We start from the raw sequence: 21,438 nt of genomic DNA, 5'->3' as shown, positions 1-21,438 counted from the left end.
TTTCACCGATTAAAAACAACTGCAATTGTATCAAAAAAACGTTTTCGACCTGTTTAAGGCGAAAACGTTGATGACACATTATTTAATATTTAACGCTTTTTTGACTGCTGCAACTTGTAATTGTGCCGCTTTGTCTGGATCCGTTTTTGCCAAAGCAGCTAACTGTGCTTGTTGTTGGGCTAGTGCTTGCTTTTCAGCATCTGTCTTTGGTGTCATTTTTGATTGCAATGACTTAGCTTGAGTCGTCGTCAAAGCAACCCAAGTGCTCGGCACTTGATAAACAACATGCTTATTTTTAAGTTGGTGATTATTGCCACCAATACCAAACATCAACCGCATTGTGGCATTTTTATAGACATAACGCGTTGTTTTCGTAATTTTGTAAGCTTTATTTCCGGAAATATTAGACATACGAGAACTGGTATTCAAGTTGGGCTTTGCAACAGTTGTCTTTTTAGCATTGTCTGTGGCACGGTAAACATAGACATTTTCAGCGCCGTTTGTACCAACACCTTGATAAAGCAATAGACCAAATCCCTGTGACGCCGTTCCGGCTGTGTAGATTTGTTTTTTGGTTGTCGTGGTGACTTCCTTCATACCGTAGTGTGAATTCATGTTAGCCGCAACGCCAGCAACACTTGCAATCAACCCAACAAACATAATCACTGTTGTTACAATACGTATACCACGATTGGTAATCATCATATTGGCTACAAAGGCCAAAATAGCAAATAACGCTATCAACAAAATAATCATTAGGCTGCGTCCTCCTTGTGTGCTGGTGTGTTAATTTTGCCACTGTGTAGTAAGAATGTAATTAACAATGCAACAAGAGCAAATCCTGCGGCCAACAAGAATGAAGCGTGGAAGCCGTTCAATGTTGCATCTATTAACTTATTAGCATATGACAATGGATCTTGGCCTTTAAGTGAAGCAGCTGGCTTATTGTTGTCAGTAACAGACTGCATGACTGATGCCAAAATTGCCGTTCCCAATGAAGAAGCAATTTGACGCATCGTGTTGTTGGCAGCTGTTCCTTGGGCGGCTGTTTCAGGTGACAAAGCACCCATAGCCGAAGCTGTCAACGGCATCATTGTCATCGCAATACCAAACATACGTAATGTGTATAGTGCTGTGATAAAGTGTTGCGACGTATCAGCGGTCATATAAAATAGCGGTACCGTACCAATCAACAAAATAGAAAATCCAGTAACGGCTAAGCGCTTGGCCCCATGCTTATCGTAGAAAGCACCAGCAATCGGTGACATAATTCCCATCATCAACGCGCCGGGAAGTAACGTCAAACCAGAATCCAACGGCGTTAAGCCTCGGATATTTTGCATATAAATTGGCAAAACCATTTCAACACCAATCATAGCCATCATAGCTAGTGACACTAATATTGTCGTAATGGTAAATTGCTTAGACTTGAAGACAGACATATCCAAGAATGGCTTCTCCATGCGAGATTGATGCCACATAAATTCAATTGTAATCAACAATCCAGCAATTAATGGCAGAATAACCCAACCAAAATCACCCCATCCGTGGTCTGAAACCATGGCAAATCCAAACAAAATTAGACCAAATCCAAACGTTGATTCAATCAAAGAGCGCACATTTAGTGTCACTTTTTTCGTTGGTAAAATGTTGCGGAAATAAACAAATGAAGCAATCATGACTAAAATAACAACTGGTAGAATAACGCCAAAGATTGAACGCCATGAATTTTCAAGCGTGAAGCCCAAAATAGTGTGATCTTTTTCCAAAATCCAACCTGACAGTGTTGGTCCAATGGCAGGTGCCATTCCAACAACTAATCCACCAAGACCCATCGCTTTACCACGGGACTCTGCGTCAAATAAATTCAACGAAATCACTTGCATCAATGGCATCAAAACACCAACAGCCATAGCTTGCAAAACACGTGCCACCATGAGCATCCAAAAGGCATTAGTTGGTGTCACAAACGCCAGCAATGTACCAGCAGTGAACAACCCAAGCGCTGATAGATACAATGTTTTTGTTTGAATTCGTGTTGTTAAGTAAGCTGAAACCGGCACCATAATCCCGTTAGCCATTAAGAAAATGGTTGTCAACCATTGCACTGTTGAGGCGTTAACATCAAACGCTTTCATCAATGCAGGTAATGCTGTCCCCAAAGCTGTTTGCATCAGCATTACAGAGAACACACCGACCAACAACACAATCATCATGGCGATGCGGTTGACTGGTTTCCCCTTTGTGTCTACTATTTTATCCGACATATCAAAATCCTTTCATTCGTTTTCTGCTATTTACAGAAAACACTTTAGTTCTTCGTTAGGTTCAAAAAGCTATTTTACGCTTTAAAAAAAAATTGTCAACTAAGTTGACAATTTTTTATCGATTATTATAAGTGATATTTTTCACATCGTGCTGATCGTTCAATGTAACAATCACATCCGCTAAAGATTTCGTAGGTAAAATATAGTGATCCAAATTGGTTTGATTCGTTGTGTCCCAAACCTTCATTACCAAATCGCTTAGCTCGTCTAGTGGCATTTTGGCATATTGATAGCGCCAGCTAGATGGATCATTCTTGGCTAAAGCCGTTTCTTGCAAGGTACGTGACAAATACCATGACTTAATATTATCCAAATCTGCGGTGACAAAAATTTTGAAATCTAACACATCCTCTGGTAATCGCAGGGCTGTTACACCCTCAACAATTAAAATATTGGGTCGGGTGATAGTTTGCAATTGTGTTGGGTGAATGTCAGCCAATTCTTGCGTATAAAGTGGTATCTCGATCTGCTCACGACCAACCTTAAAATCTCTAATCACTGTTGCCATGCGGTCCAAATCGTACGTTTGTGGAAAACCTTTTTGTTCAAAAATGCCGGCGGCCAACAATGTGTCATTAGACATCAGAAAATCATCCGTACTAATCACACTAGTCGTCAAGCTTTCCTGATGAAATAATGCTGCCAAATTATTAGCAAATGTACTTTTGCCAACTGAAACTGAACCGGTAACACCAATTACCATGAAAGGTTGCTGATAGCGTTTCAAAATTTCATTGACTAACTCGTTCATTTTTCAACCTCATAACGTTCGGCACCGACATGGTCCAACAACGGTGTCACTGACTTTTCAGCCAGCAATGTCAAACGATGCATCGCGCGTGACGCAACTGTATACAATAGACGACGTTCGTCTTCTGCCGCATATCGTGTCCAATCCGCGTGCCAAATGACAACTGCGTCAAATTCCAGTCCCTTAGCCAAATACGATGGTACTATGATAGTTCCCAGTGCTAAACGTTGATTCTCTGATTGAATTAATGTCACACTTTTATCAGCCAATTGTTGCGCCAACAACTTCGCATCAGCGAGTGTTTTGGTGATAATAGCTGTCGAATCTTGGTCTTTGGCATTTTGTTGTAACTGCTGACGTAGCTTATTCAGCAAGTCAGTTTCATTATCAGCGATTTTCACAATTGGCTTCTCGCCATTACGATTAAACGCTTCAATATCTTGCCCACCTAATAAAATATCTTTGGTGAAATCAGTAATTTGTTGTGTCGAACGGTAAGTTTGTGTGAGCTTAACCGTGTCTACCCGCTCTGGATCAAACAAACTAGCCAAATCTTCCTGCAAATTAGCCGCATTATCCTTAGTGAAAATAGCTTGGTTAAGGTCGCCAAGCACCGTGAACTTTGCCAATGGGAAGCTAAACTTTAAGAAAGCTAATTGGAACGGCGTATAATCTTGCACTTCATCAATGAATAGGAAGCGAATATCACGTTCGCCATGCTTACCAGTCATTAAATCATATAAATACAAATATAACGTTGTGTCAGCCAGTGACATTTGATGATTCTTGAGATTTGCCACAACGTGTTCAACATGCGTCTGCCACTCTGCTTCCGATAGTTGATAAGCCGCTAAGTCAAAGAATCTTGGTAACTCATGCAAGAAATCAATAAATTGCGCATTGATATTAAGGAAACTAGCACGTCTCACTTGTCTTGCCAAAGGCTTCAAAGCGCGTGTCGTAATTTGCTTGGCCAAGAACTTGCGCTCAGCTTTTTCACTGGTAAATTCTCGTTCTTGTTCCCCAGCACCTAATTGCGTACGGCGCGTCACTGCTGCTGCGTCGTTTTCTTCATTATCGCCCATACGGACACGCCCAGCGCCAACAAGCTCATCATATTCTTCTTTAGATAGATTTTCAATTTCTAAATCTACCCAATCTTTACGCATCTCTGTGCCAATGCGGCTGCTTAGCATACGCATAAGTGTGTCGCGCGTTGCGTCCAAACGTTGACTTAACTTGTAATTTTCGTTGTACTGATAATAAATTTCTGCCATGCGTTCTTTGGCGATAAATGGCTCGCCTCTAAACATAATGCTGCGGAACTTCATCCCCTGACGTGTCAAAGAGTTGGCATAATTGGTGACTGCGTTGAACATGTCAACACTACCTTTAGCCAATGCCAGTCGATTATTCACATGATCCAATTCAAAGCGTTCTTGCAACGTTTCTACTGACATTTTAGGTAAACGACGTGAGGCGTACTGGTAAAATGTCATTTGGACCATATTTTGTTCACCTAATTCAGGCAAAACTTGATCAATATAATCATTAAATAGTTGGTTGGGACTAAATAGCACCACTTGGCCACTGGTTAATTTACCGCGGTAACGATAAAGCAAGTAAGCCACACGTTGCAAAACGGCCGCCGTCTTACCAGAGCCGGCTGCACCTTGAACAAATAAGAGATCAGCCGACGTATTACGGATAATCTTGTTTTGCTCTTTTTGAATGGTGGTCACAATTGACTTCATCTTGGTTGATGATTCGCCACTCAAGGCATTCATCAACATAGCGTCCCCAATTGCCTCTTCCGTGTCAAATAACGTCACAATCACGCCGTCTTCAATTTGAAATTGACGTTTCAGCGTGACATTGGCTTTTTGAGTGCCATCAGGTGTCAAATATTCAACTGGTCCAATGCCACCATCATAATAAATAGAAGCTACCGGTGCACGCCAATCATAGACAAAATAGCGATTGTCGTCATCACTAAACGACCCCAAACCAATGTAGATGGTTTCTGGTTCACCGCTTTCTGACACGGATTCGCTAAAATCAATACGTGCAAAATACGGATTATGAATCTGCTTATTTAAAACTTCATAACGACGTTCTGCCCGTGACTTAGAATTTTCACGTTCAGCCAACATTTGTTGCTGCTGGCGGACAGACATAGCTGTTTCAACAATACCGGAATAGGTATCCGTTTTGAGACGCACATCTCCCCAACTTTTGGAAACGTCAGAGATGTTTTTGTTTGTCCGCTTAATTTCTAGCTCGGTATCAGTCAAAGATTGGTTCATGGCTGATAGTGTTGTCTTCAAATATTGCTCTTCAACTTGCTTAATTTTTTCGTCCAAAAACGCGTCCCACTCTCTTAAATTTCAATGATATAATTATACGCTTAGATTGAATAAATGAAAAGGAAAAGCGCTTAAATGATTAACATTTAAGCGTTTCTTCTGTTTACGGCGTCTCACTCAACGTCCATGTTAATTCTGATTCTAGTTGTTTGCCAAGCAATGCTGTATCAAGCACAGTGCTTGGGTTCAACCAAATGCTGAAGTTTTTGGTATCATCATGATTAAAAGCAATACTCTTGGTCGCAGTCGCTGATGTGCCCGACCAGAAACGGCAAGCTCCCGTGGATAAATCACTAGTGCCATATTTAATCTTCAAATCTGATTTGGCAATCGTAGCTGATTCACCATCAGTTGTCCAGTCGCTCGTTTGTGCCACTGTAACATTATACGTTGTAGTGTTATCTAAATCTTCTAAGGCCACTGAACCAGTTGCCATGTTGGTTGCCAGCGGACTATTGCCATTAAAGAAGTCACTAGCCCCTAACGTGCCAAAAGTAAGTGATGAAATCGTATCAATCGCAGGTGTAGGTTGAACTGACTGATTAGCCCACACATAAGTCACTGGTTCTGTTCGATCAGCGTACATTTCTGTCGTTGTGACCATTGCACCTTTGGGATTAAATTCTGTTCCTGTGCCAACAATCTGCCAACTGGCAGCAGTTGTCTTGTAACTTGTACCCGGGATTGTTGTGCCAATGGCAGGCGCTGTTTGAAATCTAGGGTTACCAGAAAATATAATATCTTCTCCCAAGGTGATTTTCCAGAGATTGGTAGTATTGTAGAACATAGCGGCAACTGTGGCACCAGAAGTATGCCATCCTGATAAGTCCAGAGTTGTTAATTTATTGGCATTGTAAAACATATCCTCAAATGTCGTGACTTGGCTGACATCCCAGCTCTGAATTGCTAAACTAGTCACACCAGCGTTATAGAACATACTCTCCATATTCGTAACATTAGTGGTCTTAAAATTAGTCAAAGTTGGATTGGTTAAGGAGCTCGTACCAAAAAACATAAAGCTCATGTTCACGCTACTGGCTACACGATTAACACCCCAATCAGTTAAGTTCAATGTTGTTAACGCGGTCGCATTTTGAAACATACGCTCAAATGTCGTCACCTCGGTCACATCCCAATTACTCAAATCTAAACCGACCACACCACTGCTGACAAACATAGACTGCATATTCGTAACATTAGTGGTCTTAAAATTAGTCAATGTTAGACTGGTTAACGCTGTCGTATATCGAAACATGAAACCCATATTCAAATTGCTGGCTGTGCGACCAACACCCCAATCAGTTAAGTTCAATGTTGTTAACGACTTCGCATTTTGAAACATACTGCCAAATGTCGTCACCTTCGTCACATCCCAATTACTCAAGTCTAAACTGGTCACACCACTACTGGAGAACATAAACTCCATATTCGTAACATTGGTGGTCTTAAAATTGGTCAACGTTAGATTGGTTAACGCTGTCGTCCCAGTAAACATGCTATACATGTTCACAGTACTGGCTGTGCGACCAACACCCCAATCAGTTAGGTTCAGTGTTGTTAACGATGTCATTCCGTAAAACATGGTGTCAAAGCTCGTCACCTTCGTCACATCCCAATTACTCAAATCTAATGTCTGAATTTTACTATTCAGCATGAACATTCTACCCATATCCGTCACATTATCCGTATATGAGTTTGTAGCATCAAACACTGCTAAGTTTTCCAAATTATAAAACATATTATATGAATTAGCTGGTAAATTAACTGTTCCCGTAAAACTAATTGAAGTGACAATATCTGGATCAACATCATACGATTCCAAATTAGCAGCCACTGTTCGTGCGTTATAGTTTTGAAATGTACCGGTATTGTATATCAATTCACCAGTGTCTGGGTCGAGTGTCCAAGGTGACGTGCCGTGATAACCGCGAAGAATGGGATCATATGTTTCACCAGTCTGTGCCCAAACTATGGTGAGGGGACGCGGCGCTGTATTTGTTGTTATTGTCTTTAAGTTGCTCAATACTTCCCCAGCGGGTAGATGATCAGTTCCTGCACCAACTAATTGCCAATTGGCTGCACTAGTAACATATGTAGTCCCATTATCTGTGATATGTGTACCAACGTCGGGCGCTGATGGAATAGTAACTGGTGTGTCTCCTTGAAATTCAAAGTTAGCACCAATTGCAATTTTCCACAAGCTGGGCGTGTTAGCGAAAAAGTTTTCCATGCAAGTACCGGACATGGTGTGGTTAGTCGCAATATCTAAATTAACTTTTCCAAGTTTGCTCAAACCAGAGAAGAAGTTTCTCATGCTCGTCACGCTGCTTGTATCAAGATTAGCACCGTCAAACGACTGTAATTCAGTTAATCCTGTTAGAAAATTATCCAAATTAGTTGGTGCAACGACTGTCCCCTGAAATGACACGGATTTGACAAGTGTTGGATCGTATCCTTCGTTCGTAATATTGGTTGCAATGTTTTGATCTAATGTACCATTTGTGAAAATCAGCTCACCCGTTGTGTCATCAAGTGTCCATGATGAGTCACCATTCTCTCCTGACAAGATTGATTGTGTAGCCACTTTTGATTTATCTACTTCGAGGTTTAGAGAGTTTTGGCGTTTTATTTCTTTTGTGTTGGTTTCACTCGAACGCTTGCTATCACTATCCTTACTGGTACTTGTGGCATGATGTTCAAGAGGGGGGGTAGAAACTTGTCCTTCTGCTGACACCGTAACAAAAGGTGTCAGTAAATTGATTATGATTATCCCTATTAACATAATTTTTGGTAATTTAGCCATTGCACACTTGTCCCAATCAGATTATGTATTCATTATCACTGGAAAAGTTGCCTAAAAGGTGAAATAAATTCGAATACTGTGTAACGAATTTGTGAACAAATTGTGCAGATGTCGCTAAACCTGTCTAATACTTCAAACTAAAAATTGAGCACGACATAATTTATGTCGTGCTCAATTTTTTACTTATCTGTCACAATCACAGTGGCGTTGTCACCAATGTAGATTGATGTTTTCTTACCTGTTTTATTATCAACCAGATTCACACCATGTCCGTTACGGTCAAAGCTAAATGAACCAGTATATTGATAGATTATCTTGCCCTGATAATCTTTGATGACAATTTCACGTTTTTGATTGTTGTTATATTCCAATTGGTAAGTCTTTTTTGACTTAATGTAACTCGATGAGTGGATATAATTATAATATTTTGACGACGCTGCTAAGCCGAATACAACCAGCGCCGCAATAATACCTATAACAGCAATTGTGTTACCTAGCCTCTTTTTGCCACCAAAGAAATAAGCATAGACACCTAGTAAAATAATGACAACAGGTACGGCAAACATGGCCGCCCACAGCACCCAAGAAATAGGCGTTGGCTGAATATGAAACATTTGATTCTCCCCAATTAATGAATTTTTTGTTATTTCTTACTATATAATATCAAACATTTCATCAATTTTCACCTTGAGATGATGATAAGAAGATTATGGTATTTTTCAAATAAAAAAGGACATATTACTATGATTATAAATAGATGTCTGCTAGTATTAAGTTAATTAGTCGCATGAAAGGAGCAGTTAATGTATACCACAGTACTTTTTGCCATTATATTCTGCGTGATTGTCGGGGTAATTTTCTTAGCGATTGGCTTTAACGCTCGCCATCCCGTAGCCAAGTATGTTTGTCAGTTCATTGGATTTGCGCTATTAGTCTTTGCCATTATATTCTTGCTCACACATTACTGGTGGTGGATATAATTGGCAATTAAGCTATCTATTTTTCAAGTTCGCCAACCAACCCGTCAGCGATTCAGATAGGTAACGATGTTCTGCGCGATGCAGGTATTCACAATTCCCATTGTGAATTCACCACCCTTGTCAATATTCAGTTCATTAGCCAAAATCTGATTTTGTAATTGTTTATTATCTACCAAGAGTCGTAACAAGTCATTCTTAGAAATTTTATTTTGGCTCGTATCGCCCTCGTGTTCCGCATAAAAATAATAACGATGTGCGCCCACAGCAGCAATATTACCAATATTTCGGAGGGCATCTTTAAAACTATGTTTCTCAGCAATACCATAGTTCATCTGACTATCATTCATGATTTTGACCTCCCAATCTCTTCAATCAACCTACTATATAGTTCTCATTATAGTACAATCTAAAGGCAGAATTTTCCGAATTTTTTAATCTTTTTTCAATAAAAGCAAAAAAATCGTCCCCAGTAATGATTTTTTTGTTTAACCTACTGCACAACCAGTTCTTGAATGACTTTATTAAAGTGCTTTTTATTTTTTAAATCCTTAACTGATTGGAAATTCATACTCAAATTGTCGTGATCTTTTGAATACATCAATCTTGTGATAGCTGAAACATTGCTTTTCATGACGGTGCTAACTGATGATCCCGGTACAATTCTAGCAATTTTAACGTAGCTGCCTTTGTGATAAGCCATTACGTACGGATCTTTGACGCCGGGGTTGAGTCCCGTTGTTAGCGTTAGCTTCGTCCACTCCGTCCCCATGTCATTATCTGAAAACCATTTTGTCCAATAACCATGGTTTGTCTTATTATTGGGATTAGTGACTTTATCACTAGGCATTTTTGTATAGGCTACTTTGTATTGCAAAAATGGATTCATGCGGTCAATTGTATCAATGCCTTTTTGGTAACCAACCAACAGCATACCTAACCATAAAACCAATAACACAAAAATGGACCCCAGTATCATCGTGAGCCGCTTATAGCGATGTTTTAATGACACGTCTTGATCAATTGCTTCAGCAATGCTTTTCTGTTTGTCTTTCATGTCGATTTCTTCTCCGAACATTATTTTTTCGAAAGATACGTCAAACAAATCACTCAAACGCCTTAAGACATCCAAACTAGGATAATTTTTGCCTGTTTCCCAAGTTGACACAGTTTGCCGGCTGACATGAACTTCATCTGCCAGCTCCTGTTGTGTCATCTTTTTTTGTAGTCTTAGTTGTTTAATATCTTGTTCAAAACTCATAGCTTTCATCTCCTAATGTAACCGACTCATTAAGAACAATACTAGCAATTCATGCTTGCTCTTGTAAAGCAAGCGTCACTAGCATGGCGTTACTTGGGGATTTGCGCGTAAAAAAATATCAAGGTTTAATTACTTCATCATGATAACAATTGCTTATGGTACAATAAGAAAAACTCGAAGGGCAACTACTATGGAAGAATTATTTGGCATGATTTTGGTATTCTCAGACACGTTATTTGATGTTGATGATGACAAACCATTTGGATTCAGATTCTGGCTCGCACTAGTCGTCTGGGCTGTTACGTTTGGTGCTTTTATCATTGCACTTTACATGTTCATCGTGTTTGTGCCAAGCTTATTTAATCACCCACTAACTCAGTTTTGGTGGGTGTGTGTTGGCATAGAAGTGTTATTTGGTGGGATGTCTTATTTTTTAGGACGGCGTACTGTAATTTGGGCTTGGCAAATTAAAAATAATATTCAAGCCCATTACCCCCAAAAACATACAGATTAATCATCTGTTTTTCATGATTAGGGTGTTATAGAAATAACCAAAAAACCACGACTTAAATTTAAGTTGTGGTTTTTTTGATTCTGATTGATATCATTTTTGGCAACAAAATTCAAAATATCATCACATTGCAAATCTAAAATTACTATTAACGGTAAAAATAATGCCACATTTACAAAAAATTTACCAGATATTTTCACAAAAACAAAATAACAATGAGACACTAATTAAGTACAGAAAATTATTATTAAGTACACATCGTTATATCAAAACACTCAGGGAGAATATGATGAAACGCACACTCACTCGAACACTCAAGCTATCAGCAATTGCGCTGATACTCTGCCCAAGTTTTTGCACTAGCGTCATAACTGCTTCCAATATCAATGCCATTGATATTGATGCCGCGCAAAAAACCAAAGTTTATAGCGATGCTGATGTCAAGCAAGTGATAAACAACCTTAATGATGATTTATCGGAAATTTCAAAGTCAACCAACTCTGATAGTGATACTGATTTGAAGCCACTATCGCCAATGTATAAAAATAATACCGATAATATTCTCAACACAATCGGCGCCGCTGCTTCTTGGGCAACGGCAGCATTCGCCGATAGCACCAAAGAATCTTGGAAAGCCGGAAAAGGTCTCGCTTTTAAAGAAAGTATGACTGGCTTGGCTAAACTGTTAGATTTTGGTAAACTGTTTGGTCCTCTAGTCAAACTATTTATGGGTTTTGGCTGTCCGGGGGAAGAATCACCTGAAATGAAAGCAATCAATGATCTAAAAAACACACTCAACTATTTTCAAGAACAAACAGCAGCTCATTTTAAAACAACCAATCGAAAAATTGATTTAAACACAATTACCCCACTCGTTCAAGAGCAAATCACCATGCAACAGAACTTCAGAACTGCTAACGGTGGTACAGACGCTCTAACTGGAGAGCTAAATGCTAAAAAATATTTCACTGGAGAAAACACAAATGAAACAACATTTGATTATAATACAAAAGCAATTTATCACACAATTGGCGATTGCAAAGTAGAAAACAATACGGTTAGTTTTTCACAAGACAAAAACACAACATTTGTTGGTGATGTACAAAAATTTGGCAATGCTCTAACCAGCAGAACACTACAAAACAAGTCATACGATTCATTTAATTTATACGCTGCCTATGTGTCTCTTGCTCGAGAACTTAACTTTGCAACATTTAGTGACAGAGAAAAATGGAACGAAACCATCAAAGATGATTGGGCGTACCTGACTCAAGTGGCCACATTAGGCATTTATGCCGATGCCACGCGTTGTCAAGCCATTTCTATTGCTTTTGACCGACTAACTCATAATGACGCATTCTGGCAAGATAAGACTTCAGCAGTTGAGACAAAACTTAGAAAAGATCTAGCGGCTTATTCGGATATCAAGAAGCAAGATGAGACAAAAGATTTGAATCTCTTCGGCTTAACCGTTACACATATTGACACTAACTCAAACGACTACACAAGAACCTACGGACCAATTACAGCAGCAGAGCGCAACACCACAACCCCATTAACCGAATTAAGCCAAAAAATCGAACAAAATTATAACAACAATCAAAAAGAATTTGATCAAGAAAAGAGTCTTTCAAACCAAGGTACTTACTATGATTATGCAGCTGCCACATCATTTACGACGAACAATTCTTGCCCATTGTATCGAGCAGTCTTAGGTAGCGCCGGTGGTAAAGACGCACAAATCAAAAAACAAGGTGGTACAACGAATCATTGGGGTGTCGCTAATCTAATGGGTCGCCATGGATTAGTTGATGTCTTGGAACCAGTTGCCAGTTTAGACCACAGTCCACTCGAAGCACAAGATAATGATCCGCAAGGCTATGATATGAGTAACGCCTTGTCTAGTCAACAATTAGCTAATATGATGACTGGCTTAGACGCCAAAGGGCAAAGTTTGGAACAATTTTGTCCAGAAATAAAAGGTCGACCTGTTTACGCTAACAATTTCAACCCTGAAACCGATGATCACGGTGTCTCATCAGGTTTCATGTACTGGGAAGGTTATGATTTAGATGCCAATTATTACCGTGGCACTAAATTAGACCCTAATCAAAAAATAAAACATGCCTTCTACGAATATTACTCATTTTTAAATTCATCGGGTGTTGGCTCCCGGTATTTGCCTACTGAATGGCAGCACACAAAACAAGCAGTAACCATTTTAAAAGCTGGGAAACCTATGAATCCAAGTTATCTGATTCAATAAAAGTCATAGCCAACATTCAAACTCATTTGTATTTAAAAAGCAAGCTACTGTTAGAAAATCAGTAGCTTGTTTTTTGTCATAAAAAAAGCGTCATATCAAGGTTTTTACAACTTGATACAACGCCATTCAATGGTTAGTGGAGAAGAAGGGATTCGAACCCTCGCACGCTTTAACACGTCTACACCCTTAGCAAGGGCGCCTCTTCAGCCGCTTGAGTACTTCTCCATAACAGATAATACTATACCAGAATTTACCGATGATAGCAATACCTGTTAACACTTATACCGTCAAACGCATCTTTTGAGTAGCCTGACGGATCAACACTGTGGCTAATACCACGACAATTATTTTGATCAAACCTGACAATACGAACGGTGTCACACCAGCCGCAATTGCTGCTGTTGCACTCATGTGCGTACTGATAGACAACCAAATTGTACCAATCGCCAAATTAACGACCACTGCTACAACGTTAGCAACAATCAATGCCAAAACGTTTGAGGTATGCTTAATTGTCAACCCAATGATTGGTGCATAAAGCAAGAATGACCACAAATAGCCGGCCGTTGGTCCAATCAAGACGGCAAAACCACTAGAATATCCTGCAAAGACGGGCAAACCAAGTGCGCCAAGTACAATATAAAGTCCAATTGCTGTTAGACTAACCCGCGTTGACGCTACTGAAGCTACTAGTGCAACAATTAAAGTTTGTAGTGTCATTGGTACTGGTCCAACATTAATTGCTAGTGGTCCAATAATCAGTAAAAGTGCGGTCAAAACCGCTGTAATCGCAATTCGTTGTGTATTATTTTTCATTTCTTCCCCTTAATGAACACCTTCGTTACATCACCACTGATGAATGGTGTTAAGTTTTCATCATGTTTCAATAATAATTCACCCCGTGTACCAATGTCAAGAACTTGCCCAGAAATTTCATGGTTATTTGTCAGCAAAGTGACCATCTTATCCTTTAAATATGAATGCTGACGGTAATAATCAAGATGTTGACCTGCTTGATAGCCAGATATATTTTGAACAATTCTTTCAAAAATCGCGGTCACTAACGCATTGCGATCCACGTCCACACCGAGTGTTGTTACAATATCTTCCAAATCAGATGGCACTGCGGTCGGTAAAATATTTAAGCCAATGCCGATAATCACCTGTGTGATTTTACCCGAATTTAAAATACCTTCAACCAAGACACCACCCATTTTACGATCATGCAGGTAAAAATCATTGACCCACTTCAATGACACTTGAACCCCAGTCATTTCAAAAAGAACTTCTGCCACAGAAACCGCCACCCCTGTTGTTAACAGACCGGCGTCAAATTCGCCCGCAACATCAAAAACATAAGTTTGATAAACGCCTGCGCCTCGCGGTGAAAAGAAAAAGCGTCCCTTTTTACCATAACCAGCGCGCTGTTGATTGCTCACAATGCCAAAAGGTCGTGACACGCCCTGTTTGAGCATATCACGACCTATTGTCATTGTTGAATCAACCACATCAATCACAGTAATATCGTCATGCATACCTGTTTGAGTGAGTAAATTCATTAATCTGATTCCTTTTTATAACTTAATGCCGCTACGTTCAATTCCTTGTCCCCAAGTCCTTGTGTAAAGCTGGTCTCGTGCGACACAATAATGACATTCCCTTGAAACTTGTCAATCGCTGCACGCAAAGCATTCTTGGTTCCTTCATCCAAATGGTTTGTTGGCTCATCTAAAATCAAGAAATTACTTGGCTTCATTTCCATGATTGCCAACTTAACTTTGGTTTGTTCACCACCTGAAAGTTGTTGCAATGGTTTTTGGGCATTTTCGGCATTGATGCCTGCTGCAGCTAAACGCGTACGCAAGGCTTTTGGTTCCAATGTTGGAAAACGATCTTGCATTTCTTGCAACGGTGTCTTGCTATCATTATCCCAAGCCAAATCTTGGTCAAAATAGTTAACAACGGCTGATGGGGAAAATTCAGATTGACCAGCTAATGCCGGTATGACACCCAAAATTGATTTAATCAAAGTTGATTTACCAGCACCGTTAAAACCTTTAAAGACAACTTTTTGCCCAGTGGTGATTGAAAAAGTCACTGGCTCCAGCACTGGCGTCACATAACCAACAGATAAATCACTCACGGTCAACGCATTAGCTGATTGTGAATTAACATAGGGAAAATTAAATTTAGCTTGCAATGTTTCAGAAGGTGGATCAACGCGGTCCATGCGCGCCAACATTTTTTCACGAGACTTTGCTTGCTTAGAAGTTGAAGCACGTGCCTTATTTTTGGCAATGAACTTTTGTGCTTTTTCAATTTCTGTTTGTTGTTTTTCGTACTGACGCAATTGTTGTTCGGCGCGTTCGTCTTTTTGGCGCATAGCCTTTTTAAATGAACCACGGAATTTAGTGATTTTACCAAATGAAACATCAATGATTGCGTTAGTGACTTTGTCTAAGAAATCAAAGTCATGGGAAATAATCATTGCTGAACCTTCAAAGGTTTGCAAAAAATCTTCCAGCCATTCAATGTGTGCCACATCCAAATAGTTGGTTGGCTCATCCAAAATAATCACGTCGTCATTTTCCAACAAGAGCTTGGCCAAAATGACCTTGGCGCGCTGTCCACCAGACATAGCTTCCAACTCGCGCTCACGTCCAATAGCCTCTAATCCCAAACCAGAAATCACACGCTCAATTTGCGTGTCGACATCATAAAAGCCTGCCGCATCAAGTTCTTCTTGCATGCGACCCGCGCGTTCGAGCAATTTATCAGACAACGTTTCGGCATACTCATTGTAAAGTGCCGTGATGCGATCTTGTTTGTCATAAAGGTCTTGATAAGCGGTATGCAAAAAATCAACCAGCGTCATACCCTCTGGAATTTCTGCATACTGGTCCAAATAACCGATTTTCAAGCCTTTTTGCCAATCAATTTTGCCTGATAATGGGAGTTCTTGCCCAGTGACAATTTTAATGAGTGTTGATTTGCCGGCACCATTTTGTCCAACAATTCCCATGTGTTCGCCACTTTGAAGCTCAAACTCTGCGTCTTCATATAAAGTTTTTTCTGCGTAGGCCATGGTTAGGCCGTTTACTTCTAATAATGCCATAACTATAAGTTTATCACATTTTAAATCAACATTGAGTATGTGTGTGGTATATTGCCCGGATTACCGGCCAATATTTCCTTGCGCGTTAATTCAGCTTGCTTTTTAGTAAACTCCGACATCTTATTCATGCCAGCAATTTCGTATGCTGGGACAACAGACATTGCTTGTGTGTAGCCACCTTCAATATCCCCCTGAAGCATTTTCAACAACCCTTTACTAGAAATCAATCTTAACCGTTGTGTCGTTAAATCAGTCATGAACTCGTCCATGCCATTCAATACTGACTCTTCTAAGGCTAACATTTCAGCTGCACCCGCAATATCTGCATAAATCAAACCATTAAAAGCAGTATAAATAATATCGACTAGCCGCATCTGTTCTGTTCGCAATTGTGAATAAAAATGTGCCCGTTTAATGGCTAAACGCCCCAGTGCCAACAAGTCTGTTGGTGACATCCCCGGATAAAATAAAGTAAAAATGTCTAGTTCAATTCGCCCCCAAGTTTCAGCTTGCTTGAGAAAATCAACAGCTGGTTGGACATGCTTTTTTACTTCAACACGATCATAAAACTGCTTATCCGTTTCTTTGTCTATGCCATACTTCAGCATGATACCAAATTCACGCATAAAACGAGCCCCAATGCCGCCACGACCATGTTTTAAATCATTAGTTGATCGTGTAATCATCGCCTCAAGTTGTTGCATTTCTTTTGGCTCACCAGTTTGCACACCCATTTCATGTAGCTTCATATAGATATAATTATCACTACGATCACCACCAAGAAATAAGAATTCATCATGGCTGACGCCCATGTCGGATAATAATTTGTCTAGACGATCAGCCGATATACGTGTTTGCCCTCTTTCAAACTTACCAATCAATGATCGTGAAATGTTGGGTTGCTCGAGGTCAACAATTTTCAAGCCCTTATCTTCTCGCAAGCGTTTAAATGTCGCGCCATAATCAATCATAGTTTACCTCATATGCCTGCTTATTTTTAAAAGTTGTCATATATGTCACTTTTACCGTATTAACAACAAAATCAATTATGCTTATTTTACTAACTGTTATGTACAGATAATTTAAAGTAGAATATATTCTCTTATTGTTCTTTAATTTATCTTACCGTGTACACTTAATTTATTCAAGTCAAAAGGAGTATTGCTAATGCAGGTTTTCAAAGTAAACAAAGCATTTCGCGTGATGATTATAGCGCAGTTCTTTAATAATATTGGGAGCAGTTTTTTCAACATTGTTTTTTTAATTTATGCCGCTACCCTACCCAATAAAACGCTCGCAGTAACATTAGTGGCATTCGCTGAGTTTTTCCCGTCACTATTATCGGTTGTGATGGGAAATTTGGCAGATAAAACTAAAAATCATCTGCGCGCTTGGTCATTTGCCCGACTATCGCAAGCCGGTATATTCTTAATTGTAACTGTTATTTTAACATTATGGCATGGTCGGTTTGACAGCTTTATCGTGCTACTAATACTTATTTTTTTCGCTGATACCATTGGTTCATACAGCAATCTTTTAATGACCCCCGTATCACGATACATTTTAAGCGATAATCAATTGCAAAACGCCATGGGATTGGAACAGGCAGTCAGCATCACGGTGAGTTTAATTGGCGGTTTTGCTGGTGTGGGATTATTGGGATTACTACATCAAGATTATGCCGCTTTTAGCTTGATCAATACGTTCATGTTCATCGTCGCTTGGTTGATCATGACTGTCAATCGTCACCACTTCAAACAAGCCGAAGCACATATTGAAACAACACAACGTCCAAAATCAACGCAACCCATGTGGCACGACTTAAAGACGACTTTCTCGTATGTTTATCAAGACAAGCTATTCTTCCAGTTAATGCTGTTAGCCACTGCAGTTAATTTTATTGGCACCTCGCTAAATGGCGTATTTAATGTCACGCTTTTACACGAAAAAAGCCTGCTCATTGGTAGTTTTGGCACTACCGTCGCGATGTTTGGTGCTATCTTTTCAACCGGAATGTTGTTAGGCTCTCTTCTGCCCATGCCTTTTCTGAGTCATCTAACAACTAAGCAATTACTAGCCGTAGCGATGACTGGCGTACTAGGCTTAGAGCTCGTACCAATCATTTATCCAAACGGCAGTGTATGGATGATTATTTCCTTTGTCGTTGCTTATTTTAATGCGCAAGTCAATCCCAAATTTGGTGCCATTTTAATGAAACGCATTGATCAAAACCAGCTAGCAAGTGTCAGTGGTTTGCTCAATACATTCGCTTTGTCAAGCGCACCAATCGGTCAGTTTTTGTTCCTCGGTATTGCAAATTTAATTTCACCAAATATCTCGTGGGTAATCATGGCGATTGTGACATTGATGACTGTTGTATACATCATTTTAACCCGTCAACATGACATTGAGAAGGTTGAAAAAACCACTGAAACAGCTATACTATAAGTATTATGAAACCAAGAAAACTCAACATTAAAACAATTCCTGCTCAAGATGTTAACCGTGCCTACCGTTTTTGGCGTGATGTATTCGACCTACCACAATCCGGTCACGCTAGTGGTCGCCACTTAATGATTGATGGTGATGATATTATTTTTGTAGCCGGTGAACCAACTGATCAATTAGAAATGTTGATTAGAGACCATCAAGATGAATTAAAGCAACATCTTCGCAATAATTTTATTCCAATTGTAGGCAAGCCCGAACCCCGTTTTGGCAATAAAATCGCCTTTAAAATCCATGACTCCGAAGGTAATTTAATCACACTTGAGGCAAATCAATAGTTAAAAAAAAAACGAGATACAAGTTCTGTATCTCGTTTTTATTTGATTATAGTGCTGTGAAGTCAAATACTTTACGACCAGTAATGTTACCAGCCTTCATCTCATCAATCACGTCATTCATATCCTTGAAATCAACTGTCTCAACGATTGGCTTAACTTTACCTTCAGCCCCAAATTGGAAGGCTTCTTTCAAATCGGCACGAGTACCAACAAGTGATCCTCGAACTTCAATGCCGTCTAATACTGTTTTAGCAATATTGAGTGCCATGTCACCTTGTGGCAAAGCAACAGCCACTAACTTACCCATTGGGCGCAAAACATTAACAGCTTGTGAGAAAGCTGCATCATTAACAGCAGTTACTTGTGCGTTATGCACACCACCAGTTAATTCATTAACCTTAGCAACCACATCTTCGGTCTTACGGTTGACCAACACTTCAGCACCGTTAGCCTTAGCAGCAGCCAACTTGTCATCGTTACCATCAATAACGGCTACGTGTGCACCAAATACATTATGAGCATATTGCACAGCCAAGTTACCTAAACCACCGGCACCATGAACTGACACCCATTCACCTGGCTTTGTTTCACCAACTTTAAGTGACTTATACATTGTCACACCGGCACAAGTGATTGATGTTGCTCCAACTGGATCCAAACCTTCTGGTACTTTCACTGCATATTTTGAGTTGACAACAACTTGTTGTGACATTGCACCGTCAATCGTGTAACCTGAGTTACGAACCTTACGGCAAAATGTTTCATTACCTGAAACACAGTAGTCACAAACACCACAAGCATCATAGAACCAAGCAATTGATACGCGATCACCAATTTTAAGATAATCACCGGCACCTTCGCCTAACTTTGAAACACGACCAACGCCTTCATGACCAATAACACGACGGAATTGACCATTGCGTTCACCAATTTCATTTGGATTACCAAAATCACCATTAGCACAGTGCAAATCTGTGTGACAAAGACCGACATATTCAACGTCAACCAAAGCATCACCAAAGCCTAACGCACGTGGTTGCCAATCATCAATTAAATCAACATACCCATCATTCACTTCACGGACAACTGCTGCTTTCATATTTAACCTCTTTCATATATGTGAATTTATTTACAAGTAAATTGTAACCATAAAATTCATATTTGTAAATAGTTTTTATGTAAAATTTACATAAAATTCTTTTATAAAGTGACGTGTTTCACTAACAAATGTATAGAGAGCCTCTACGGTTTCTAAAAATAAAAGTTGGATTACGAGAATTTTAAAACTAACTTGCCTAAAACGTGCTGACGACTATGGAATTCTTTCAGATTAATCACATTAAAAGGCGCCACCTCGGCAATATTGACTTTCACATCACCACTGGCAACCATCTGCAGCAACGCTGCTAATTGTTGCCCGTTTGACTTCATGAAACTGTTTGTTACTCTTGGATCATCATTGTTATCAACAATAGACACCAGTCGACCTTCGAGTTGCAACACGTTCAAAGAATCAGTTAAGGTTTTACCACCGATGGTATCAAGAACGACATCTACTTTATCTTTAATAACAGTTGCCAAACTTTCTTTCTTATAGTCAATAACATGTAAATGCGGATTGAAGGACTTCAAAAATACAGCTGATTCGCCGCTGGCCGTTGTATATATTTTCCCCGCGCCGATTGTCTGAGCAACTTGGATCGCGGTAAAACCAACTGAACCAGCACCACCGTGAATCAATACGCTCTCACCAGGTCGTACATCAAGATCAGTCGTCATCATTTGATACCCAGTTTGACCGCCTAAAGCAACTGCTGCGGCTGTTTCATAACTCACACCATCTGGAATTTTAGCCAACTGCTTGCTACTGACAGCCACAAATTCAGCGTAACTTTTGAGATGTGGTGACGCCGCAACACGATCACCAACATGAAAATCACTTACTTCACTACCTACTGCAATAATGTCACCTGCCACAGACGAGCCATTTATCAGTGGTGTTGGTGCACTAGTTCCCATGACACCTGCACGGAACTTAACATCATAGGGATCAATAGCTGTTGCATGTTGCTTAACCAGTACTTGACTGGGCTTAATGTCTGGTGTTTTGGCATCCGTTACCTCTGCAAAAACGTCGACGTCGCCATAATCTTTCATCTCTATTGCGTACATTTTTTCACACTTTCTTTTCTTCGAAATGTCTGAGTCGCTTTCACATACATTGTAAGCTAATTAACCGCTAAAATGTTAATTTTGATTCAAATTTTTATAAAAC

General features: G+C 39.8%; 19 protein-coding genes and 1 tRNA gene. 5 read left to right on the top strand and 15 right to left on the bottom strand.

What is annotated here, in order from left to right; translation table 11 throughout:
- Window positions 1-78: 78 nt before the first annotated feature.
- The 6 genes from ACI3ES_RS00750 to ACI3ES_RS00725 all read right to left on the bottom strand — a co-directional run bounded on the left by ACI3ES_RS00750 (window position 79) and on the right by ACI3ES_RS00725 (window position 8,861).
- Window positions 79-756: a DUF4811 domain-containing protein gene (locus tag ACI3ES_RS00750; RefSeq protein ID WP_114667401.1), complete on the bottom strand. Its 678-nt coding sequence runs from the start codon at window positions 754-756 to the stop codon at window positions 79-81.
- A complete protein-coding gene (locus ACI3ES_RS00745; RefSeq protein WP_080518869.1) occupies window positions 756-2,267 on the bottom strand; it encodes an MDR family MFS transporter in 1,512 nt (503 codons plus the stop codon). Before ACI3ES_RS00745 ends, ACI3ES_RS00750 begins: the two co-directional genes overlap by 1 nt.
- Window positions 2,268-2,382: 115 nt before the next feature.
- Window positions 2,383-3,078: a type I pantothenate kinase gene (locus tag ACI3ES_RS00740; RefSeq protein ID WP_004912318.1), complete on the bottom strand. Its 696-nt coding sequence runs from the start codon at window positions 3,076-3,078 to the stop codon at window positions 2,383-2,385.
- Window positions 3,075-5,441 (bottom strand): RNA polymerase recycling motor HelD, encoded by a 2,367-nt coding sequence (gene helD / locus ACI3ES_RS00735; RefSeq protein WP_036068859.1) that lies wholly within the window; start codon window positions 5,439-5,441, stop codon window positions 3,075-3,077. Before helD ends, ACI3ES_RS00740 begins: the two co-directional genes overlap by 4 nt.
- Window positions 5,442-5,547: 106 nt before the next feature.
- Window positions 5,548-8,247, bottom strand: a complete 2,700-nt coding sequence (locus ACI3ES_RS00730) for a DUF285 domain-containing protein (RefSeq protein ID WP_242029712.1) — start codon at window positions 8,245-8,247, stop codon at window positions 5,548-5,550.
- 179 nt (window positions 8,248-8,426) lie between these two features.
- Window positions 8,427-8,861: a hypothetical protein gene (locus tag ACI3ES_RS00725; RefSeq protein ID WP_114667605.1), complete on the bottom strand. Its 435-nt coding sequence runs from the start codon at window positions 8,859-8,861 to the stop codon at window positions 8,427-8,429.
- A 189-nt stretch (window positions 8,862-9,050) separates the two neighbouring features.
- On the opposite strand from ACI3ES_RS00725, the gene ACI3ES_RS00720 reads away from it, so the two are divergent.
- On the top strand, window positions 9,051-9,227 hold the full coding sequence (locus tag ACI3ES_RS00720; RefSeq protein WP_158082417.1) for a hypothetical protein: 177 nt from the start codon (window positions 9,051-9,053) through the stop codon (window positions 9,225-9,227).
- A 44-nt stretch (window positions 9,228-9,271) separates the two neighbouring features.
- Here the strand turns inward: ACI3ES_RS00720 and ACI3ES_RS00715 are convergent, their stop codons facing one another.
- Together ACI3ES_RS00715 and ACI3ES_RS00710 are read right to left on the bottom strand one after the other, a co-directional pair.
- Window positions 9,272-9,574 carry a hypothetical protein gene (locus ACI3ES_RS00715; protein ID WP_114667604.1) on the bottom strand — a complete coding sequence of 101 codons (303 nt, stop codon included), beginning with the start codon at window positions 9,572-9,574 and terminating at the stop codon, window positions 9,272-9,274.
- Window positions 9,575-9,717: 143 nt separating this feature from the next.
- Window positions 9,718-10,485 carry a helix-turn-helix transcriptional regulator gene (locus ACI3ES_RS00710; RefSeq protein WP_114667603.1) on the bottom strand — a complete coding sequence of 256 codons (768 nt, stop codon included), beginning with the start codon at window positions 10,483-10,485 and terminating at the stop codon, window positions 9,718-9,720.
- A 190-nt stretch (window positions 10,486-10,675) separates the two neighbouring features.
- Here ACI3ES_RS00710 and ACI3ES_RS00705 point away from each other — a divergent pair, with 190 nt between their 5' ends.
- Together ACI3ES_RS00705 and ACI3ES_RS00700 are read left to right on the top strand one after the other, a co-directional pair.
- Window positions 10,676-10,999 (top strand): hypothetical protein, encoded by a 324-nt coding sequence (locus ACI3ES_RS00705; RefSeq protein ID WP_004912078.1) that lies wholly within the window; start codon window positions 10,676-10,678, stop codon window positions 10,997-10,999.
- A gap of 283 nt (window positions 11,000-11,282) precedes the next feature.
- Window positions 11,283-13,262 carry a hypothetical protein gene (locus ACI3ES_RS00700; RefSeq protein WP_260377988.1) on the top strand — a complete coding sequence of 660 codons (1,980 nt, stop codon included), beginning with the start codon at window positions 11,283-11,285 and terminating at the stop codon, window positions 13,260-13,262.
- A 137-nt stretch (window positions 13,263-13,399) separates the two neighbouring features.
- Here ACI3ES_RS00700 and ACI3ES_RS00695 read toward each other — a convergent pair.
- The 5 genes from ACI3ES_RS00695 to ACI3ES_RS00675 all read right to left on the bottom strand — a co-directional run bounded on the left by ACI3ES_RS00695 (window position 13,400) and on the right by ACI3ES_RS00675 (window position 17,348).
- A tRNA-Ser gene (locus ACI3ES_RS00695) sits at window positions 13,400-13,487 on the bottom strand.
- A 54-nt stretch (window positions 13,488-13,541) separates the two neighbouring features.
- The gene (locus ACI3ES_RS00690) at window positions 13,542-14,078 is read right to left on the bottom strand and encodes a biotin transporter BioY (protein WP_114667600.1); all 537 of its coding nucleotides are present in this window, start codon (window positions 14,076-14,078) and stop codon (window positions 13,542-13,544) included.
- The gene (locus tag ACI3ES_RS00685; protein WP_114667599.1) at window positions 14,075-14,821 is read right to left on the bottom strand and encodes a biotin--[acetyl-CoA-carboxylase] ligase; all 747 of its coding nucleotides are present in this window, start codon (window positions 14,819-14,821) and stop codon (window positions 14,075-14,077) included. Before ACI3ES_RS00685 ends, ACI3ES_RS00690 begins: the two co-directional genes overlap by 4 nt.
- Window positions 14,821-16,377 carry an ABC-F family ATP-binding cassette domain-containing protein gene (locus ACI3ES_RS00680; protein WP_142511754.1) on the bottom strand — a complete coding sequence of 519 codons (1,557 nt, stop codon included), beginning with the start codon at window positions 16,375-16,377 and terminating at the stop codon, window positions 14,821-14,823. Before ACI3ES_RS00680 ends, ACI3ES_RS00685 begins: the two co-directional genes overlap by 1 nt.
- 20 nt (window positions 16,378-16,397) lie before the next feature.
- Window positions 16,398-17,348, bottom strand: coding sequence for a helix-turn-helix transcriptional regulator (locus ACI3ES_RS00675; RefSeq protein WP_114667597.1), 951 nt, complete (start codon window positions 17,346-17,348; stop codon window positions 16,398-16,400).
- Window positions 17,349-17,544: 196 nt separating this feature from the next.
- Between ACI3ES_RS00675 and ACI3ES_RS00670 the strand changes: the two genes are divergently transcribed.
- Both ACI3ES_RS00670 and ACI3ES_RS00665 read left to right on the top strand, forming a co-directional pair.
- Window positions 17,545-18,825 (top strand): MFS transporter, encoded by a 1,281-nt coding sequence (locus ACI3ES_RS00670; protein WP_114667596.1) that lies wholly within the window; start codon window positions 17,545-17,547, stop codon window positions 18,823-18,825.
- Between the two features lie 5 nt (window positions 18,826-18,830).
- Window positions 18,831-19,163, top strand: a complete 333-nt coding sequence (locus ACI3ES_RS00665) for a VOC family protein (protein ID WP_004911636.1) — start codon at window positions 18,831-18,833, stop codon at window positions 19,161-19,163.
- Window positions 19,164-19,209: 46 nt separating this feature from the next.
- Here ACI3ES_RS00665 and adhP read toward each other — a convergent pair whose 3' ends face one another.
- The gene (gene adhP, locus ACI3ES_RS00660; RefSeq protein ID WP_114667595.1) at window positions 19,210-20,262 is read right to left on the bottom strand and encodes an alcohol dehydrogenase AdhP; all 1,053 of its coding nucleotides are present in this window, start codon (window positions 20,260-20,262) and stop codon (window positions 19,210-19,212) included.
- Window positions 20,263-20,432: 170 nt separating this feature from the next.
- A complete protein-coding gene (locus ACI3ES_RS00655) occupies window positions 20,433-21,335 on the bottom strand; it encodes an NADP-dependent oxidoreductase (RefSeq protein ID WP_080518863.1) in 903 nt (300 codons plus the stop codon).
- Window positions 21,336-21,438 lie beyond the last annotated feature (103 nt).

Origin of the sequence: Leuconostoc falkenbergense, assembly GCF_045801155.1 — a bacterium.
In the GTDB taxonomy this organism is placed as follows: Bacteria; Bacillota; Bacilli; order Lactobacillales; family Lactobacillaceae; genus Leuconostoc; species Leuconostoc falkenbergense.
Note: the sequence above shows the minus strand (reverse complement) of the source record. Positions and strands in the feature narration are given on the sequence as shown.